14 protein-coding genes are annotated in these 19847 nt (G+C 65.0%); 7 read left to right on the top strand and 7 right to left on the bottom strand.

Translation table 11 applies throughout. The annotated features are described in order from the left end of the window. Nucleotides 1-58: 58 nt before the first annotated feature. On the top strand, nt 59-1534 hold the full coding sequence (gene pdxR, locus R2N11_RS10150; RefSeq protein WP_316681003.1) for a MocR-like pyridoxine biosynthesis transcription factor PdxR: 1476 nt from the start codon (nt 59-61) through the stop codon (nt 1532-1534). Nucleotides 1535-1559: 25 nt separating this feature from the next. On the opposite strand, the gene R2N11_RS10145 is transcribed toward pdxR, so the two are convergent. Both R2N11_RS10145 and R2N11_RS10140 read right to left on the bottom strand, forming a co-directional pair. Then, on the bottom strand, nt 1560-2225 hold the full coding sequence (locus R2N11_RS10145) for an N-acetyltransferase (RefSeq protein ID WP_316681002.1): 666 nt from the start codon (nt 2223-2225) through the stop codon (nt 1560-1562). Next, nucleotides 2222-3088, bottom strand: a complete 867-nt coding sequence (locus R2N11_RS10140) for a hypothetical protein (protein WP_316681001.1) — start codon at nt 3086-3088, stop codon at nt 2222-2224. The genes R2N11_RS10145 and R2N11_RS10140 overlap by 4 nt, the downstream gene beginning before the upstream one ends. Before the next feature lie 695 nt (nt 3089-3783). Between R2N11_RS10140 and R2N11_RS10135 the strand changes: the two genes are divergently transcribed. Continuing rightward, entirely contained in the window at nt 3784-7344 is a 3561-nt protein-coding gene (locus tag R2N11_RS10135) for an indolepyruvate ferredoxin oxidoreductase family protein (protein ID WP_316681000.1), read from the top strand. A 68-nt stretch (nt 7345-7412) separates the two neighbouring features. Here the strand turns inward: R2N11_RS10135 and sbcB are convergent, their stop codons facing one another. Together sbcB and exaC are read right to left on the bottom strand one after the other, a co-directional pair. Next, entirely contained in the window at nt 7413-8852 is a 1440-nt protein-coding gene (sbcB, locus tag R2N11_RS10130; protein WP_316680998.1) for an exodeoxyribonuclease I, read from the bottom strand. Nucleotides 8853-8943: 91 nt separating this feature from the next. After that, nucleotides 8944-10464 (bottom strand): acetaldehyde dehydrogenase ExaC, encoded by a 1521-nt coding sequence (gene exaC / locus R2N11_RS10125; RefSeq protein ID WP_199030687.1) that lies wholly within the window; start codon nt 10462-10464, stop codon nt 8944-8946. Nucleotides 10465-10734: 270 nt separating this feature from the next. On the opposite strand from exaC, the gene R2N11_RS10120 reads away from it, so the two are divergent. After that, nucleotides 10735-12615: a sigma-54-dependent Fis family transcriptional regulator gene (locus tag R2N11_RS10120; RefSeq protein WP_316680997.1), complete on the top strand. Its 1881-nt coding sequence runs from the start codon at nt 10735-10737 to the stop codon at nt 12613-12615. 40 nt (nt 12616-12655) lie between these two features. Beyond that, nucleotides 12656-13651, top strand: coding sequence for a 2-hydroxyacid dehydrogenase (locus R2N11_RS10115; protein ID WP_199030685.1), 996 nt, complete (start codon nt 12656-12658; stop codon nt 13649-13651). Here the strand turns inward: R2N11_RS10115 and R2N11_RS10110 are convergent, their stop codons facing one another. After that, nucleotides 13652-14275, bottom strand: a complete 624-nt coding sequence (locus tag R2N11_RS10110) for an HD domain-containing protein (protein WP_199030684.1) — start codon at nt 14273-14275, stop codon at nt 13652-13654. It lies immediately after the preceding gene. A 183-nt stretch (nt 14276-14458) separates the two neighbouring features. Between R2N11_RS10110 and R2N11_RS10105 the strand changes: the two genes are divergently transcribed. The 3 genes from R2N11_RS10105 to R2N11_RS10095 all read left to right on the top strand — a co-directional run bounded on the left by R2N11_RS10105 (nt 14459) and on the right by R2N11_RS10095 (nt 17497). Further along, the gene (locus R2N11_RS10105) at nt 14459-15151 is read left to right on the top strand and encodes a Crp/Fnr family transcriptional regulator (protein ID WP_316680996.1); all 693 of its coding nucleotides are present in this window, start codon (nt 14459-14461) and stop codon (nt 15149-15151) included. 110 nt (nt 15152-15261) lie between these two features. Continuing rightward, the gene (locus R2N11_RS10100; protein ID WP_316680995.1) at nt 15262-16488 is read left to right on the top strand and encodes an MFS transporter; all 1227 of its coding nucleotides are present in this window, start codon (nt 15262-15264) and stop codon (nt 16486-16488) included. 106 nt (nt 16489-16594) lie between these two features. Then, on the top strand, nt 16595-17497 hold the full coding sequence (locus R2N11_RS10095; protein ID WP_316680993.1) for a ferritin-like domain-containing protein: 903 nt from the start codon (nt 16595-16597) through the stop codon (nt 17495-17497). Between the two features lie 73 nt (nt 17498-17570). Here R2N11_RS10095 and R2N11_RS10090 read toward each other — a convergent pair whose 3' ends face one another. Together R2N11_RS10090 and R2N11_RS10085 are read right to left on the bottom strand one after the other, a co-directional pair. Further along, entirely contained in the window at nt 17571-18671 is a 1101-nt protein-coding gene (locus tag R2N11_RS10090) for a porin (RefSeq protein ID WP_316680992.1), read from the bottom strand. 497 nt (nt 18672-19168) lie between these two features. Then, nucleotides 19169-19753 (bottom strand): response regulator transcription factor, encoded by a 585-nt coding sequence (locus R2N11_RS10085; RefSeq protein WP_316680991.1) that lies wholly within the window; start codon nt 19751-19753, stop codon nt 19169-19171. Nucleotides 19754-19847: the final 94 nt, after the last annotated feature.

Raw genomic sequence — 19847 nt, 5'->3', positions numbered from 1 at the left:
ATAAAAAAACCGTGGCACCATGCGTAGACCCACAGAAACACAGAACCTTGGAGCCAGGATGGACTACGGCGTCTTGCTGTCGAACTACGAACGGACCGCCCCACGCGGCAAGGCGGAGGGCGGCGCACGGCCATCGCAGCAGCACCGGCTGTACGCCTGCCTGCGCACCGCCATCCTGAGTGGCCAGATTGAGGAAGGCACGCGGTTGGCTTCATCGCGCTCATTGGCGGAAGAGCTGGGCATGGCGCGCAACTCGGTGCTGTATGCGTACGAACAACTGGCAGCAGAGGGCTTTGTGCTCAGCCGCCGACAAGGCACGGTGGTCGCACGCGTTGGCTTGCAGCAGGCCCCGACGCAAGCACCGGAAGCGCCACCCGCGTTGTCGCACCGCGTTGCTGGGTTGGCACGCCCGAGCGGCGAGATGAGCGATCTGCTGCCCTTCCTGCCGGGCACACCCGCGCTGGATGCGTTTCCGCTCGCGCAATGGCGGCGCTGCATGGAGCGAGCGTGGCGCCACATTGGGCCGGCACAGATGGGCTATGGGCAGGTGGAAGGCAATGTGGCGCTGCGTCAGGCCGTGGCGGAGTATCTGCGCGTCTCGCGCGGCGTGCGCTGCGAAGCCGCGCAAGTGTTCATCACCGATGGCACGCAGAACAGCCTGGACCTGTGCGCCCGCGCCCTGGCCGATGCCGGCGACATCGCCTGGATCGAGAACCCCGGCTACTACGGTGCACGCGCCTCCATGCAGGCGGCCGACCTGCGGCTGGTGCCGATCGGCATTGATGCCGATGGCCTTGCTCCGCGCCCGGAAGACTGGCGCGATACGCCACCCAAGCTGATCTACATCACGCCGTCGCACCAGTACCCGCTGGGCTCGGTGATGAGCCTGGAGCGCCGCCTTGCGCTGATCCAACAGGCACGTGCCGTGGGCGCGTGGATTATCGAAGACGACTACGACAGCGAGTTCCGCCACAGTGGTGCACCGCTGTCTGCCGTGCAGGGGCTCACCGCCGATGCGCCGGTGGTCTACCTCGGCACCTTCAGCAAGATGCTGTTTCCGGCGCTGCGTCTCGGCTACATGGTCGTGCCGCCGGCACTGGCCACCGTGCTGCGTCCGGCGGCAGGTGCGCTCATGCTGCGCGGGCGCGTGGCTGATCAGCTGGCGCTGGCAGAGTTCATTGAAGCAGGACATTTCACACGGCATCTGCGGCGCATGCGGCGTCTATACGGCGAGCGCCGTGATGCGTTGCAGGCCGCGCTTGAGCGGCACCTGCACGGTGTGGTGACCGTCTCGGGCGGCGCTGGTGGCATGCACCTGTCGACGCGGCTCGATGCGCCGGCGCGCGACCTGGATGTGAGCGTTGCCGCCCGCGCACAGGGCATGGTGCTGCGGCCGCTGTCGCGCTTCTGCCTGCCGGGCACGCTGACCCCGCAATACAACGGCCTGGTGCTCGGCTACGGCAATGTGCCGGCCGAAGCGATGGACGGGTTGGTCTTGCAGATGCAGCGCGTGATTGAGGCGGTCGCCGCATAGGATCTGCTGCGCATCAGGCACCCAGTCAGACGACCATCCTTGTGGCGGCGGCCAGTTTGGCCAAGCTCCAGCCCGCCCCCAGCAGCACACGCCGCGTGTGCAGGGCCTCCAGCACAACATCGTCCACATGGTCGCCCAGATAGCGCAGGCGCTTGTCGCACACCTCCACATACCCCGATGGGTAGCGCCTGGCGAGCGACTGCCACACCCCATGCACCCCGACGGACTGACGCGCGCCGCTCATCAGACACATCCCACCGTCGAGCGCGCGCCGGAATACGGTCGAGGCCAACCCGCGCCGCTGGTACGCCAACGCGTACTTCGAATGCGGCGCACGCAGATAGCGATCCGCGCGCTTGTCCAGCTCAATCAAGCGGTTGAAGACCGTGTAGCCTGCCAGGCGCCGCGCCGCCACGTCTTCGACATAGACATAGGTCTCGCCATCGGCCTCGCGTGTGTGCAGGCGGAAGCCCGGCAAGGTGCCGTCGTCGAACGTCATGCCATGCAGCGGCGTACCGGGCGTTTGCATGCGTTCATACAGCGTGTCGAGTTCGCGCTCAATGTCTTCGTTGTTGAAGTCGACGTCGGTGCGCAGGCCAAGCGGTGCAAGCCACCGACGCAGCGATTGCACGGTCGATGCCAACGTTGGCAAAGCCGGTGATGGCACGGGCAGGGTCAGTACGGCGCTCATGCAGCCTCCATCCAATAGCCGCTGATGAGGCGTGCGGGCTGTTCGACCGCACGAATGCACGCACTGGACGGCCAATCATCCATGCGTACGCTCAAGCCCGCGTGGATGCCATAGCCCGGCCCGGCAACGATCACGCCACCCGCCTCAACGCCCTCGCCTGCGCGGATGGCGCCGCCGGCTTCGATATCGCCCGAGGCCTTGATGCCCCAGCCGGCCTCCAGGTGCGTATTCGCGCGTAGGTCAGCGCCCACGAGAATGCCGTTCGCGCTCACGATGCCGGCCTCGCTGACCACCTCGCCGCCAGCGCGCAACCCCTTGCCGACGCGCACGTTGCCGCGCGCAGCCAGCGCTTCGCCGATCAACAAATCGTCAGCGACGTCGAGATCGGCGTCGCAATGCAAGTCGCGGTGCACACGCGCCGTGCCGCCACAGTGCAGCGCACCGGCGGCTGTTACGCTCCAACCGACCCGAAGGTCGCCACCCAGGTGCACGGTGCCGTCGCAGTACAGACCCGCCTTGGCTTCAAGGTCGCTGCCCGTGGTAATGGATTCGCCCGCGCGCACACCGCCGCCCGCGCGGATCGCCAGCCCCGCGCGCAACACACCATCGACGTGGATGCCACCGCGCACGATGATCGTGCCGGCAAAGATGAGCGCATCGGCCTCGATGTCGTCGGCTTCGAGCACGGCATCGGTTGGGCCGAAGTTGTCGAGCAGCCAGATGGCATCGGTAATGCGGCCCTCGCGCACGAGGCTGTCGAGCAGGTGTTGGTAATCGGTGCCGTTGTGGCGGTTACGGATGTACCAACGGTAGCCCGCCGCGCAAGGCTGTTTGGCCTTGATGAAGTTCTGTGTGAGTTCCATGGCAATTCCTGCGCCCGGCAACGCGGCGATCAACGATCTGCCGGCAGATGGCGGACGAACCGGTGCCGACACCGCATCACATCGATGCCGTGTCGAACCCGTGTTAAGAGGCGAGACTGAGTGGAAGTGGCCGTGCGGGGCAGAGGCGCCAGATGGGCGGCGCCCCGCACGGCTTACGAAAGCCGGGCGAGCAGGAAGTGCCGAAGGGCAGCGTGCGCGGGCGGAAGGTCATGTGCCGCGCCACAACGCACGCGCGTGCAGGCCACCGGCAGTGCTTGCCGGCGCGGAGCGCGAGTGGGTTGGGTGCGGGACATGGTCAGGAATGGGGTTTTCAGGACGTAACCGCGCAGGATGGCGGCGACGCTGAGGAAAGTCCAGAGACAAGGTGACGCACGCCTTACTTCTTGACTGAAGTTTGCCAATTCGCGTCGTACGCAGCGGGTGCGCCGCCCAACTTTGCATGCGGTGCAACATGCTTATCGTCGGCTCGATCCATGCGCCACATCTGTGCCGCAAGCGCCGCAACCTCGGGAAAACCCCGCCCCATTCTTGCTGCGTTGCACGGTGTTGGGAATGTCACGCAGTGCTACGATGCCCCGACCCACGGCTGTCTGCCAGTTTCCACAAGAAGCGGCGCGGACGGCACCAAAAGAGACCTGCTGTCGGTGATCCCGGCACACCCACACGGAGCACGCATGAATGCCCCTCTGAACGACGCGCTACGCCGCGCGCTCGAAACCGTTTCCCTGGACGACAAGTACACGCTCGAGCGTGGCCGCATCTATATCAGCGGCACGCAGGCCCTGGTGCGTCTGCCGATGCTGCAGCAAGAGCGCGACCGCGCCGCTGGGCTGAACACGGCAGGCTTCATCTCCGGCTATCGCGGCTCGCCGCTGGGGGCGCTGGACCAGGCCTTGTGGAAGGCCAAGAAGCATCTGGCGGGGCACAACATCGTCTTCCAGGCGGGGCTCAATGAAGACCTGGCCGCCACGGCGGTCTGGGGCTCGCAGCAGGTCAATCTGTATCCGAACGCCAAGTTCAGCGGCGTGTACGGCATGTGGTACGGCAAGGGCCCGGGTGTGGACCGCACGATCGATGTGTTCAAGCACGCCAACTCGGCCGGTTCATCCGCACACGGCGGCGTGCTGGTGCTCGCAGGCGATGACCATGCCGCCAAGTCATCCACGCTGGCGCACCAGTCGGAACACGTGTTCAAGGCCGCCGGCATTCCGGTGCTGTATCCGTCGAACGTGCAGGAGTACCTCGACTACGGCCTGCACGGCTGGGCAATGAGCCGCTACTCCGGCCTGTGGGTGTCGATGAAGTGCGTGACGGACGTGGTGGAATCGTCGGCCTCGGTCGACGTCGACCCGCACCGCGCCGAGATCATCCTGCCGGAAGACTTCGCCATGCCGCAGGGCGGCCTGAACATCCGCTGGCCCGATCCGCCGCTGGTGCAGGAAGCCCGTCTGCTCGACTACAAGTGGTACGCCGGCCTGTCGTACGTGCGTGCCAACAAGCTCGACCGCGTGGTGCTCGATTCGCCGCAGGCGCGCTTCGGCATCATGACCGCCGGCAAGGCGTACCTGGACGTGCGCCAGGCGCTGGTCGACCTCGGCCTCGACGAGGAAACCTGCCGCCGCATCGGCATCCGCCTGTACAAGGTCGGCTGCGTGTGGCCGCTCGAAGCGCACGGCGCGCGTGCGTTTGCCGAAGGGCTGCAAGAGATTCTGGTGGTGGAAGAGAAGCGCCAGATCCTCGAATACCAACTCAAGGAAGAGCTGTACAACTACCGCGACGACGTGCGTCCGCGCGTGTACGGCAAGTTTGACGAGAAGGACAACGCCGGCGGCGAATGGTCGGTGCCGATGGCGAACTGGCTGCTGCCCGCACATTACGAACTCTCCCCGGCGCTGATCGCCCGCGCCATCGCTACACGACTGGAGAAGTTCGAGCTGCCGTCGGACGTGCGCTCGCGCATCGCTGCGCGTCTGGCCATCATCGACGCCAAAGAGAAGGCGCTCGCCAAGCCGCGCATCACCGCCGAGCGCAAGCCGTGGTTCTGCTCGGGCTGCCCGCACAACACGTCGACCAACGTGCCGGAAGGCTCGCGCGCGCTGGCCGGTATCGGCTGCCACTACATGACCGTGTGGATGGACCGCCGCACCGACACCTTCAGCCAGATGGGCGGCGAAGGCGTGGCGTGGATCGGCCAGATGCCGTTCTCGAATGACCAGCACGTATTCGCCAACCTGGGCGATGGCACGTACTACCACTCGGGCCTGCTGGCGATTCGTGCGTCGATCGCAGCCAAGGTGAACATCACCTACAAGCTGCTCTACAACGACGCCGTGGCCATGACCGGCGGCCAGCCGGTGGACGGCCCGCTGTCGGTACCGCAGATTGCCGCGCAGGTCCATGCAGAAGGCACGTCGCGCATCGTGATCGTGACGGACGAGCCGGAGAAGTACAACGCGGCGATCAAGCTGCCGGAAGGCGTGACGATTCACCACCGCGATCGCCTGGACGCGATTCAGCGCGAACTGCGCGAGGTGCAAGGCACCAGCGTGCTGATTTACGACCAGACCTGCGCCACCGAGAAGCGTCGCCGCCGCAAGCGCGGCACGATGGCTGACCCGGCACGCCGCGCGTTCATCAACGACGCCGTGTGCGAAGGCTGCGGCGATTGCTCGGTCAAGTCGAACTGCCTGTCGGTCGAGCCGCTGGAAACGGAGCTGGGCACCAAGCGCAAGATCAACCAGTCGTCGTGCAACAAGGATTTCTCGTGTGTGAACGGCTTCTGCCCGAGCTTCGTGACGGCGGAAGGTGCGCAGGTGCGCAAGCCGGAATCGCGCGGCATCGGCATGGACAGCCTGCCGCTGCTGCCGTACCCGGAACTGCCTGCCATCCAACGCGCGTACGGCGTGCTGGTGACGGGCGTGGGCGGCACGGGCGTGGTGACCATCGGCGGGCTGCTCGGCATGGCCGCGCACATCGAGGGCAAGGGCGTGACCGTGCTCGACATGGCGGGCCTCGCGCAGAAAGGCGGCGCGGTGCTCTCGCACGTGCAGATCGGTGAGCGTCCGGATTCGATTCACGCCACGCGCATCGCCATGGGCGAAGCGGATCTGGTGATCGGCTGCGATGCGATTGTCTCGGCATCGGACGAAGTGCTGTCGAAGGTGCAGCACGGTCAGACGCGTGCCATCGTCAACAGCACGGCATCCCCCACGGCCGATTTCATCAAGAACCCGAACTGGCGCTTCCCGGGCAGCTCAGCCGAAGCCGACATCCGTGCGGCCATCGGCGATGCCTGCGCGTTTGAAGACGCCAACACGCTGGCCGTGCGCCTGCTGGGCGACGCGATCTACACCAACCCGCTGGTGCTGGGCTTTGCGTGGCAAAAGGGCTGGCTGCCGCTGACGTACGACGCGCTTATCCGCGCGATCGAACTCAACGGCGTGGCGGTCGAGAAGAACAAGACCGCGTTCGAATGGGGCCGCCATCTGGCGCAGGACCGCGATGCCGTGCTGAAGCTGGCGGACGATGCACCGCGTGCCAAGGCCGATGTCATCGCCCTGCCCTCGCTGGACACGCTGATCGCCCGTCGGGTGGATCTGCTGACCGCGTACCAGAACGCTGCGTACGCTGCCGAGTTCCGCTCGGTGGTCGAGCGCGTGCGTGCAGCAGAAACGGCGGTGGTTGGTGCTGGCCAAGCGCTCACGTTCACGGAAGCCGTGGTGCGCAACCTGTCAAAGCTGATGGCGTACAAGGACGAATACGAAGTCGCCCGCCTGTACACCGATCCGGCCTTCCTCGACAAGCTGCGCGCGCAGTTCGAAGGCGAGCCCGGCCGCGACTACCAGCTCAACTTCTGGCTCGCACCGCCGACGACGGCCAAGCACGACGACAAGGGCCACCTGGTCAAGAAGCGCTTTGGCCCGAACACGATGCAGCTGTTCAAGCTGCTGGCCAAGCTCAAGGGCCTGCGCGGCACGGCGTTCGACATCTTCGGCAAGACAGAAGAGCGCCGTACCGAGCGCGCGCTGATCGGCGAATACCGTGCGCTGGTGGAGGAACTGGTGAAGGGGCTGAACGCGCAGAAGCTGGCGCAGGCCGTGGAACTGGCGCGCCTGCCGGAAGACATCCGCGGCTTCGGCCACGTGAAGGACGCCAACCTGGCGGCGGCACGCATCCGCTGGAACAAGCTGCTGACGCAGTGGCGTGATCCGGCCTCGGCGCAACGTGCAGCCTGATCGCTTCGGCATCACCATGAAAAAACGGAGGCTTCGGCCTCCGTTTTTCTTTGCGTGTGTATGCGTTGTTAGCCGGGCACGATCTGCTGCGCGTAGTCGTACAGGTCCTGCAGGATGTTCTGCGCGCGCGCATCGCCACTCTCAGCGGCCTCGGCGCCCAACTGCTGAAGCCGCTCGCCAAAGGCTTCGAACGTCAGATAGCCGCCACCGCCCTCGAACAGGCGCTCGGCACGCAATTGCTCCCACTGCTCGTATTCCTCTTCGGAGAGCGTGTCAGGGAAGTTGCGTGCGCGATAGTGGAACAGCAGTTCGGGCAGGCGCTCATCGGCGAAATCCGCGTTCAAACGGGCAAGCTGTTCGCCGCTGAGGGTACGTAGTTCGTTGAGCGTGCGGCGGTCGTCATTGCTGACGAAGCCGCCGTACAGGTTCTGGTCCACATCGTCGATCGGCTCCAGCTCGCGGGCATAGACCTGCCGCCAAGTCTCACGCATGTCGGGCGCGCCTTGGGCGATGTGGGCGTGTTGCTCGATGGCGGTGAAGTCGATGCCCCAGCGCTCGGCCTGCGCAGGCTGCAGCGTCTTCATGTTGCTGATGACGATGGGCGACTTGTTGATGTGGATCGACTTGATGGGCAGGCGCGTCGTGCCTTCGGCCAAGTCTGCGGTACGCGTGAACATGCGCTCACGGATCGTGGCGACATCCATATGAAACAGCTCGGAGGGGTCGAACGCCAGGTCCCACACGATCAACTCATTTTTGTTGGTCGGGTGCCAGCCCAGCGGCCACACCACGGCCATGCAGCCGCGCTCGACTCCGTACATGCCGGAGATGTGCAGCAGCGGTCGCGGTGCATCGCCAATCTCGGCCAGCACGCGGTCTTTCTTGCGCAGTGCCAGGCAGAAGTCGAACAGGCGCGGCTGCGCGTTGCGGATCAGTCGCGCCAGCGCAATCGTCGCGCGCACGTCGGACACGGCATCGTGCGCGGCATCGTGCACCAGGCCGTTGGCCTTGGACAAATGCTCCAGCTTGAAGCTCGGCTTGCCATCTTCGTGTTTCGGCCACTGGATGCCATCCGGGCGCAGCGCCCACGTGGTGCGCACCACGTCCAGCAAGTCCCACCGCCCGCACTCGTTCTGCCACTCGCGTGCGTACGGGTCGATCAGGTTGCGCCAGAACAGGTGGCGCGTGACTTCGTCGTCAAAACGGATGGTGTTGTAGCCCACGCCGATGGTGCCGGGCGTGCCCAGTTCGCGCTCGATGGCCTGCGCGAATTGATATTCCGGCACGCCCTGCTTGGCGCACTGCTGCGGCGTGATGCCGGTGATGAGGCACGACACCGGGTCGGGCAGCCAGTCATTGGAGGGCTGGCAGAACAGCTCGACCGGCTCGCCAATCTCGTTGAGCTCGGCATCGGTGCGGATGCTCGCAAACTGTGCGGGGCGATCGCGGCGTGGCACGGCGCCGAAGGTTTCGTAGTCGTGCCAGAGGAAGGTCTGGGTGACGGGCAAGGGAATTGCTCGCAGGAAAAGGCTGAAGATGCCGGCATGCTAACAGCCTTGCCGGCACCCCCGCCCAAACAGCCAGCCCCAGCCGCGCAGGTCAGAAGAAGCCCAGCGGCTGCGTGTCGTAGCTCACCAGCAGGTTCTTGGTCTGCTGATAATGGTCGAGCATCATCTTGTGGGTCTCACGGCCCACGCCCGATTTCTTGTAACCGCCAAAGGCTGCGTGCGCCGGATACAGGTGATAGCAGTTGGTCCACACACGCCCGGCCTTGATGGCACGGCCCACGCGATAGGCACGGTTGATGTCGCGCGTCCACACGCCGGCACCCAAGCCATATTCGGTGTCATTGGCAATCTGCACGGCCTGCGCTTCGTCCTTGAAGGTGGTCACGGCAATCACCGGGCCGAAGATCTCCTCCTGGAACACACGCATGCTGTTGTCGCCCTTGAGCAGCGTCGGCTTGATGTAGTAACCGGTGCCGAGCTTGCCGGGCAGCACTTCGGGCTCGCCGCCGACCAGGCACTCGGCGCCCTCTTCCCGCGCGATTTCCAGATACGTGCGGATCTTGTTGAACTGCTGCTCGGAAGCCTGCGCGCCCACCATCGTTTCCGTGTCGAGTGGGTCGCCGCGCTTGATGGCGGCGACCTTGGTCAGTACCGCATCCATGAAGCGGCCGTAGATGGACTCCTGCACCAGCGCGCGCGAGGGGCACGTGCACACCTCACCCTGGTTGAAGAAGCCGAGTACCAGGCCTTCGGCGGCCTTCTCGATAAAGCTCGGCTCGGCCTGCATGATGTCTTCGAAATAGATGTTGGGCGACTTGCCGCCCAGCTCCACCGTCGACGGAATGATGTTCTCGGCCGCGCACTTGAGGATATGCGAGCCCACCGGCGTCGAGCCCGTGAAGGCAATCTTGGCGATGCGCTTGCTGGTGGCGAGTGCCTCGCCGGCTTCCTTGCCGAAGCCGTGCACAACATTGAGCACGCCGCGCGGCAGCAGATCGCCAATCAACTCCATCAGCACGTTGATGCCCAGCGGCGTCTGCTCGGCCGGCTTGAGCACGATGCAATTGCCGGCAGCAAGCGCGGGCGCCAGCTTCCACGCGGCCATCAGCAGGGGGAAATTCCACGGGATGATCTGGCCGACCACGCCCAGCGGTTCGTGGATGTGATACGCCACAGTGTGCTCGTTGATCTCCGCCGCCGAGCCCTCTTGCGCGCGGATGCAGCCGGCGTAGTAACGGAAGTGATCCACCGCCAGCGGAATGTCCGCATTGAGCGTTTCGCGCACGGGCTTGCCGTTGTCCCACGTTTCCGTCACGGCCAGCAGTTCGAGGTTCTGCTCGATGCGGTCGGCGATCTTGAGCAGGATCAGCGAGCGATCCTGCACCGAGGTGCGGCCCCAGGCGTCTGCCGCAGCGTGCGCGGCATCGAGTGCACGGTCGATGTCTTCCGCCGTCGAGCGCGGGAATTCGGCAATCGCCTCGCCCGTCACCGGCGTGGTGTTGGTGAAGTACTGACCTTTGACTGGCGCAACAAACTCGCCGCCGATGAAGTTACCGTAGCGCGACTTGAACGAAACGATGGCGCCGGACGTGCCGGGATGGGCGTAACGCATGATGGGTTGTCTCCTGATGTGATTTGGGCGGCGCAGGCGTCATAGGTTGCGCCGCGTCCGGGAGTGCTTCTGCAAGGTGCGGGCCATGTCCGGCCCCCGACGGCAAACCTGCATGCCGTGCGGTTTTCCTCGAGAAGCGGCCCTTGCGGCGGATCAACCGCGCGTGTCACCCCCGATACGTTGTCTCAGGACACTGTGCTATTTTCGGTACGCAGCGAAAACGCACAATTCGTCGACCACGGCGGACACGAGGCGAAGGAGACACAGGCGATGCAAGACCACCGCATGTCGCATCACACCGGCCAGGTGCTGACGCTCGCGCAGCAGAATGCTCCGCTGGCAGGCCCGGCGGCCGATCCGTCCATCGCACGTTCGTGGCTGCGCTGCCTACAGCAGCATCGGCTGGACCCAGCGCACGCCGATGCGCCTGCCGTGCTGGAAGCGGCCCGCATCCGCGAGCGCCGTGAGCAGCTCCAACCCATGCTCAGCATTGCCGGCGGCGAGATGCACAGCCTGCATCGCCAGCTTGCCGGCGGCCACGTGGTGGCACTGACCGATGCGGATGGCGTGATCCTTGACTGTGTGGCCGGCCATCCGGAGCGCTCGCTGTTCGAGCAGGCCGGCCTGTGGTCCGGCGCCGACTGGAGCGAGGCCGCTGAAGGCACCAACGGCATCGGCACCTGTGTGGTCGAACGACAGGCGCTGACGATCTATCAGGAAGAACATTTCCGCAGCCGTCATATTCAACTCGCCTGCTCGGCCAGCCCGGTGTTCGATCCACACGGCAACCTGCTGGCCGTGCTGGATGTGTCGTCCATCCGCCGCGAGATGTCGCGCCAGGGGCAGTTCCACACCACCGCGCTGGTCAATCTCTCCGCCAAGGTGATCGAGGGCGGCGTCTTCCTGCAACATTTCGAACGCGACTGGCTGCTGCGCTTCCACGCCCAGCCGGAATACGTCGGCCTGTTCAGCGAAGGGCTGCTGGCCGTGGGCGGCGATGGGCGCATCCGCGCGGCCAACCAGAGCGCGTTGAACCTGTTGGGGGCCACGCGCCAATCGTTGCTCGGGCAGCCGGTGGATACGGTATTCGACGTGTCGGCCGATGCGCTCCTCGCACGTGCCACGCAAGCCTCCGGCGTGGCGTGGCCGCTGCACACCCACCAGGGCCGCACGCTATTCGGCCTGCTGCGCGCGCCGCGCCCACGCCCGGTGGCCGACACGGCCCTCACCTCCAAACCGGTGCAGGCCACCCCGGGCCTCTGCCTGCAAACCGACGGGCTACGTACCGATTTCCACCGTGCGCTGCGCGTCTACGAGCACGATGTGCCGCTGCTGTTGTACGGCGAAACCGGCACCGGCAAAGAGGCGTTTGCCAAGGCCGTCCACCAGGCCAGTTCACGCACCGCACAACCCTTTGTTGCCATCAACTGCGCGGCGATTCCCGAAGCGCTGATCGAAAGCGAACTCTTCGGCTATCGCGGCGGCAGCTTCACCGGCGCACGCAAGGAAGGCATGCGCGGCAAGCTGCAGCAAGCCGATGGCGGCACGCTGTTCCTCGATGAGATCGGCGACATGTCGCTCATGCTGCAGACCCGGCTGCTGCGCGTGCTGGAAGAGCGCACGGTCGTACCACTGGGCGGCGAGGCGCAACCCGTGGACGTACGCATCATCAGCGCCAGCCACCGGGATCTGGAGGCGCGCGTGCGCGAAGGCGCCTTCCGCGAAGATCTGTACTACCGCCTGAACGGTCTGCGCATCACGCTGCCGCCGCTGCGTGAGCGCGCCGACAAGGCTGCGCTGCTTGCGGATCTGCTGGCCGAAGCGTCTCGCGGACGCGTCATCCGCCTGGACGACGATGCACGCGACACCCTGCTCACCCAACCCTGGCCTGGCAACGTGCGCCAGTTGCGCAATGTGCTACGCACGCTGGTGGCGTTGTCAGATGACAGCCGCATCCGCCTGCGCGATCTGCCCGCCGAACTGCAGCCCGCAGCCGAGGCGCCCGCACCGCTGGAAGACGCAGAGAAGACCGCCCTGCTCGCCGCGTTGAAAACGCACGACTGGCGCATGGCCCAGACCGCCGAAGCGCTCGGCATCAGCCGCAACACGCTGTACCGCAAGCTGCGCAAGCACGGCATTTCGCGGGAGTAAGCTAGCGCGGCTGCCAATACCGCTGTCCCAGCCAACGCCCATGCGCATCCTTTTCTTCAGCAGCCACCGCTACGACGAAGACAGCTTTCGCGCCGCCCTCGCGCGCGGCGGGCATCACTTCGATCTTGTCTTCCAGCGCGCGCACCTCGATGCACAAACGGCATCGCTCGCGGCGGGCTTTGAGGTGGTCTGTCCGTTCGTGAACGACGCGCTCGATGCCGAGGTGCTGGCCGAACTGGCGGCGGGCGGCACGCGCCTGATCGCGCTGCGCTCGGCCGGCTTCAACCATGTCGACCTGGCCGCTGCGCAGCGCCTGGGGCTGACGGTGGTGCGCGTGCCGGCATACTCGCCACATGCGGTGGCCGAACATGCGGTGGGCATGATCCTCACGCTCAACCGGCGGCTGCACCGCGCCTGCAATCGCACGCGCGAAGGAGATTTTTCACTGGATGGGCTGCTCGGCTTCGACCTGGCCGGCAAGACCGTTGGCGTGGTCGGCACGGGGCAGATCGGGCAGGTGTTCGCGCGCATCATGGCGGGCTTCGGCTGCCGGGTGCTGGCCTTCGACCCGTTTCCGCAGGCCTCGCTGACGGCGCTGGGTGCGCACTACGTGCCGCTGCCGGCGTTGCTGGCGCAGTCCGACATCGTCAGCCTGCACTGTCCGCTGAACGCCGACACCCACCACCTGATCGACGCCACGGCGCTGGCCAGCATGAAAACCGGTGCGATGCTCATCAACACCAGCCGTGGCGGCCTGGTCGACAGCCCCGCGCTGATCGATGCGCTCAAGACCGGCCAGCTCGGCCATCTGGGGCTGGACGTCTATGAGGAAGAAGCGGACCTCTTCTTCGAAGACCGCTCTGCCGATGTGCTGCAGGACGACGTGTTCGCGCGGCTGCTGACGTTTCCCAATGTCATCGTCACTGCGCACCAGGCGTTCTTCACCCGCGAGGCGCTGGCGGGCATCGCCGATACGACGCTCGCCAACGTGGCGGCGTGGGCTGCCGGCACGCCCGTGAACGTGGTGAAGCCCTAGTTACGCCGCCTCGGCCTTTGGCTTGGACAGTTCGCGCTCACCTTCTTTCACGTAAATGGAGTTGCGCGGCTGGGCGAGCACGCGGCGCACCATCGGCTCGAAGAACGACAGCGGCAGGTTGTCGTAGTCAGCCATGAAGGCGGCGGCGTCGTACTTGGCGCAGAACTCGGCGGTGCGCTCGAACAGCTCGGGCTGGCTGCGGTATTGCTCGCGCAGGTTGCGGTCCAGGCCCAGGTGGTGGAAGAAGTAGTAGCCCTGGAAAATGCCGTGCTTCTCGACCATCCACAGGTTTTCAGGGCTGACGAAGGGCTTGAGGATGGCCGCGGCGATGTCTGGGTGGTTGAAGCTGCCCAGCGTGTCGCCAATGTCGTGCAGCAGCGCGCAGACCACGTATTCCTCGTCGCGGCCGTCGCGGTGCGCCAGCGTGGCGGTCTGCAGCGAGTGCGCGAGGCGGTCGATGGGGAAGCCGCCGCAGTCGCCGTCGAGCAGCTTCAGGTGCGCGAGCACGCGGTCGGGCAGCGCACGGGCAAATGGCATGAACTCGGCCGAGATCGCGGCCCAGTCCTCGCGGGTGCCGTGCTCCATATGGGAAAACGTCGCGCGCGGGGCGGTGTCGTGCGTCATGGGGTGTCTCCTTCGTCGCCTGAATCGGTCTGGGATGCCGCGTCATGGGTGCGCAGCTTGTTGTGGATAACTGCTGTGGATAACTGCTGTGGATAACACTGAGCCATTCTCTGCCCGGGTCTTGCGCGCAGACTGTCAAGCATTTGACAATGAGCCGCGCCCCCTTCGCCGCATTCTGCCGACATGCCTGCCGAAGCCTCCCACACGATCCCCGCTCCTACCCCCGCGCAACTCGCGCAGGGCTGGCTGCGTGACGCCCCCGCTGACCTGCTGGCCGAGATCGCGCCCGCCGCGCGCCTGATCACCTACCCCGACGGCGAATGCATCCACCCCCACGGTGGCCCGGCACAGGGCATGTTCCTGATCGTGCGTGGCCGCGTGCGCATCAGCCGCACGACCGATGGCGGCAGCGAACTCGTCTATGGCGTGCTGCGTGCGGGCGAGTGGTTCGGGGAAATCGCCCTCATCGACGGCGGCGGCCGTACGCACAGCGCGCATGCCCAGGGGCCAACTACGCTCATCCTGTTGGGCAGCGCCGCGTTTGCGCGCGTGGTGGCCGCTTATCCGGCCGGCATGTGGGCGCTGATGCAGCAGCTCTGCCAGCGCATCCGCCTGATCTTCGACGAGTTCGAGCACGCCAGCGAGATGCCCGCCGATGCGCGCCTCGCCCAGCGCCTGCTGCAGCTTGCCCGCGCGGGCGATGGCCGCACCGTCGCCGCCAGCAACGAAGAACTGGGCCGCATGCTGGCGCGCTCGCGGCAGACCATCTCCAAGTACCTGCAGGCATGGCAGCGCGCGGGGTGGATCCGCTGCCACTACCGGGCGGTGGAGATCGTCGATGCGACAGCGCTGCGTGGACTCGCCGGCAGCCACTAGCTGAGCGCCCCCTTCGACCGGGGCACGCGCACCCAGGCTCGCGCCGCTAGAATGGTCCGCACACTGTGCGCAGGCTCACTCGTGGCCTGCTACCCACCGCTTCAGCCTCCATGACACCCATGTTCTCGCTGGCCTCACCCGAGGGCCGGCGCCTTGTGTTGCTGCTCGGCCTCGCGCAAACGGTCTCGTGGGGCACGCTGTACTTCACCTTCACCGTCTTCCTTGCGCCGATGCACGACACGCTCGGCTGGGCGCGGCCGTTCCTGGCGGGCGGGTTCTCGCTTGGGCTCCTGGTGTGGGCGCTGTGCTCGTTCTGGGTCGGGCGTGCGCTGGACCGCTGGCCGGCGCGCCGTGTGATGGGCATGGGCTCGGTACTGGCCGCAGGCAGCCTGCTGGCCTGGTCGTACGTTTCCGGTGAAACCACGTTCCTCCTGCTCTGGTTGCCGATGGGCATCGCGATGGCCACCACGCTCTACGACCCCGCATTCGTCGTGCTGCGCCAAGCGTTTGGCGATGCCTACCAGCGCCCCATCATCGGCCTCACGCTGATTGCGGGGTTCTCCAGCACGATCTGCATTCCGCTGGCGCAATGGGGCGTGGAGCACATTGGCTGGCGGCACACGCTGCAACTGTTTGCGCTGGCCCATCTGCTGATTTGCCTGCCCATCCATGCGCGGCTGCGCGTACGGCCGCCCGCGCACGCGCCGGCAGAAGCGACCAGCCCAACTGTGCCTGCGCAGCCTTCCGCGTGGCGCATGGCGCTGCGCATGCCGGTGTTCTGGGCAGTGGTGCTGGCGTTCGTGGCCGTCGCCCTGACCAACACGGTGCTCGGGGCACACCTGATTCCGCTGCTTTCCGAGAAAGGGGAGCCGACCAGCCGCCAGTTGCTGATCGCGGCGCTCATTGGCCCGGCCCAGGTGCTTGGCCGGCTGGCGATGATGCGCTTTCGTCTGGCGCATCCGGTGCGCATTGCCCCAGCCACGTATGTGGCGATGGCGCTCGCGCTCGTGGTGCTGACGCTCTCCACCGGCCCACTGCTGATCGTCTTTGCGCTGGTCTACGGTGCAGCCAATGGCATCAACACCATGCTGCGCGCGATTGCCATGCCGGAACTGGTATCACGCCGCCAATACGCCACGCTCAACGGCCTGATGATGACGCCCGTGCTGCTGGCCCAGGCCAGCGCGCCGTGGCTGGGCGCGCTGCTGTGGAAAGCCTCCGGTGGTTACGCGGCAGTCGAATGGGCGATGGTGGCGGCGGCAGTTATCGCGCTCGGCGCCTTCACCTACGGGTTGCGGCACGCACGGGCCCACCCGATGCGCAAAACACCCGAGTGACGCAATCGCCATAGTCTCAGTGCCACTTTGTACGCAGAAGATTGCTTATAGGAACCTTTATTGACGCAAAAGTGTCTTGAAACATGAGACGTGATGTTTCATTCTCATGCTAAGGCGGCCGACTTCTTACGGCTCCGCCAACGGAGGACGTGCCGTGTCACAGGTTCATCTGGAAGCAGGATCCGTCAGCGAACAACTCCCGTGGACAGTCCACGAGATCGCCTACGGCAGCATCGATGTCGCACGCGTGCGCGAGAACCGCACGCTGTTCTATCTAGTGGTCAGCGCCTCGTTTGTCGAGAGCGGCTCTGATCTCTACGCAGGCAATCTTGCCCAGTACTACGCAGATCGCCCTGAAACCGCCCACTGGCTCATCGCCCACTGGGAGCGCGAAGAACTGCAGCACGGCCTCGCCCTGCGCCGCTACGTTGAAACCGTCTGGCCCGAGTTTGACTGGGAGCGCGGCTACGCCCGCTTTTTCGACGAGTACTCCGTCACCTGCTCGATCGACCAATTCGAGCCGACGCAGGCGCTGGAAATGGTGGCGCGCTGCGTGGTCGAGATGGGCACCGCCACCTTCTACCGCGCCATCGCCCAGGCCGCCGCAGATGCCGACGAGCCCGTGCTGCGCGACCTCGCCAGCCGCATTTCGGCGGACGAAGTCCGTCACTACAAGCACTTCCTGCGCTTCTTCAACGAGTGCAACGCCCGCGAGGGCGTCGGCCGCGCGCGCGTGCTCAAGGCACTCGCCTCACGCCTGCGCGAAATCAAGAACGAAGATTCGATGATCGCCCTGCGCAACGTGCTACGCATCGAACGCGATCAGGAAGACGTGCCCGAAGCCGACGTACGCGCCCTCAACTCGCGCGTGAGTGCGCTGGTGCGCTCGCACCTGCCGATCGACATGGCGGCCAAGATGCTGCTCAAGCCGCTGCGTTTGCGGCCGGTCATCGAACGCTCGATCCGCCCGCCGCTGGTGGCGCTGGTGCGGCGCGTGGTGCTGCACTGAGTTCTGCCGCAAGCGCCCAAGAAAAAACCCGAGCCTCGGCTCGGGTTTTTTCATCTAGCCGACTCAGCGTCGATTAGAACTTGTGGCGGATACCGACCATGGCACCCATTTGGTTGCCGCTGCTGGTGGTACCGTCCGGGGCCGAGAACAGAGGTGTCGTGTCGCTTGCCACACCCACCGGCAGGAGCGCGTTGCTGCTGTTCTTGGCATAGGCCAGGTTCAGATAGGCGTCGGTGCGCTTGGAGAGCGCGTAATCGCTACCCACCACGAACAGCCACGGGTTACCCGCGCCGGTGACCTTGTAGTTTTGATAGTAGGCAGCGCCCGTCAGCGACAGCGCCGGCGTTGCCTGGTACGCGGCACCCAGCCAGTACAGGTTCGAACGCGTTTCCGATGCAGTGGCAGCAATCGCCGCCGGCAGACCCGTCACGTGGCCCCAACGGTAGCCAGCAAACAGCTTGGCCGGACCGAAGGCATACGTACCAGCCAACGTAGCGCGTTGCGTCTTGATGTCGGCCGTGGTGACGTCATTGCCGTTCGTTTGGTCATAGACAGCGCCAACCGAGAACGGGCCTGCGGCGTAGTTCAAACCAGCGCTCCACTCGCGGCCGACCTTGTTGTTGCCAGCGATCTCTTGACCATCATTACGCATGGAGTACAGCGCCGACGCTGTCAAGCCATTGAACGTGCCAACGTACTTGATGGCGTTGTCAGCACGGCCACCCATAGCGGCGTCTTGCGAGACGATCGAGTAACGCGAGGTCAGCGCCATCGGGTCGTACTGGGTCGTGAAGTCGTATAGCAGGTTCGTCTGACGGCCCAGGGTCACTTGACCCCATTGGCCTTGCAGACCAACGTAAGCGGCACGGCCGAACAGACGGCTGTCTTGGCTCTCGCCACGGCCGATGTCAAAGCCGCTCTCCAGGTTGAAGATACCCTTCAGGCCACCGCCCAGGTCTTCAACGCCGCGCAGGCCCCAACGCGAACCGGTCATGGCGCCATTGCCCGACTGCATGGACACACGCGAGTTGCCTTCCGTGCCGGCTGTGTTCGGCACCTTGTTGGCCCACTCAATGCCAGCGTCAGCCACGCCGTACATCGTCACGCTCGATTGCGCGGAGGCGCCTGCGGAAACCAGGGCTGCGGCAGCAGCCGCAAACAGCTTGATCTTCATATCGTTGTCCTTGAAAAACACTATCGCGGGGATTTGCGATGTAGTAATTATGTATTCCATGGACACTCACTCACCAATGGACGAAATTTCTCTGTGGCAAATACGATACCTAATCCAAAATTATAAAATTATTCATATAAATCAACGCCCTACACAAGTCACCCAACCAGCATAAGCAAGGCTTACAATAATTTAATCCACAATCCTACGCTGCACCATCCAAATATCTCAAAGAATAATCCAGTGGATGACGAAAATTAAACTATTGCGGATCAATGGTTTTGGATTATGATTCGATCGAAGCCTGAATTACAGTTTCACAGCTTCATATCGACTTTAAAGGCCGCTTGAAAAAGCGGCCTTTTTTTTACGCGTGTGCCAACGCACCCGATAGCTTTACGGGTATCGCTGCGAACTGGTGGTGTCGAAGGGATTGGGCGCCCAGGCAGCCGCAGGAAAGCGTGTCTGCCAGCGCGCTGTCGTCTAGATGTCGGTGGTCAGGCTGCGAGCCCGATCTTCCTAGAGATGCGGTGCTTGAAGGTCGAGACCGTCTTCGGCGAGATACCGAGGCGCTGGGCGATCTCCGTGTTCCCGTAGCCTTGCGTGAGCAGTTGGTTCACGCGCAACTCCCGTTTGGTCAGCGTTGCCATGCCTGCGCCTTCTGCGGGGCCCATCGCTGCATGGGGAAACGAGAGATACCCGCGCGCAGCCAGCAGGAGGGCCGCCGACAGGACGGAAGTGGCTTCCGATTTCTCGACGTAGGCATTCGCGCCGGCCAGGAAGGCCAGCCGCGCATTGTCGTCTGCGCTTTCCGACGAGATCGTTACGATGCCGATGTCCTGGCGCTGTGCGCGAACCCGCCGCACCAGCTCAAGGCCATCCAGGCTGGGCAGATTGATGTCGATGATCGCCAGCTTGGGCCGCGCCGAGCGGATCAGCTGCAGCCCTTCCGCCCCATCAGCCGCTGTGGCGACAAGGCGCAGATACGGTGACCCGGCAAGCAGCGCTTGAATGGATTCCAGAACGAGCGGGTGGTCGTCGATCGCGACCACAGAATGAAAGGCTTGACCTACGGAGGACATGGACTGAGGCGCGCAAGCTCCGGGGCATCCCATCACGTTGCGTTGCAAATGGCTGACAGATTGTGTGGTGCGAGTGCCTGAGCTGGACGCGAGT

The sequence above is a fragment of the Ralstonia flaminis genome, assembly GCF_958415495.1.
Classification (GTDB): domain Bacteria; phylum Pseudomonadota; class Gammaproteobacteria; order Burkholderiales; family Burkholderiaceae; genus Ralstonia; species Ralstonia flaminis.
This window is presented reverse-complemented; position numbering and strand designations above follow the sequence as displayed.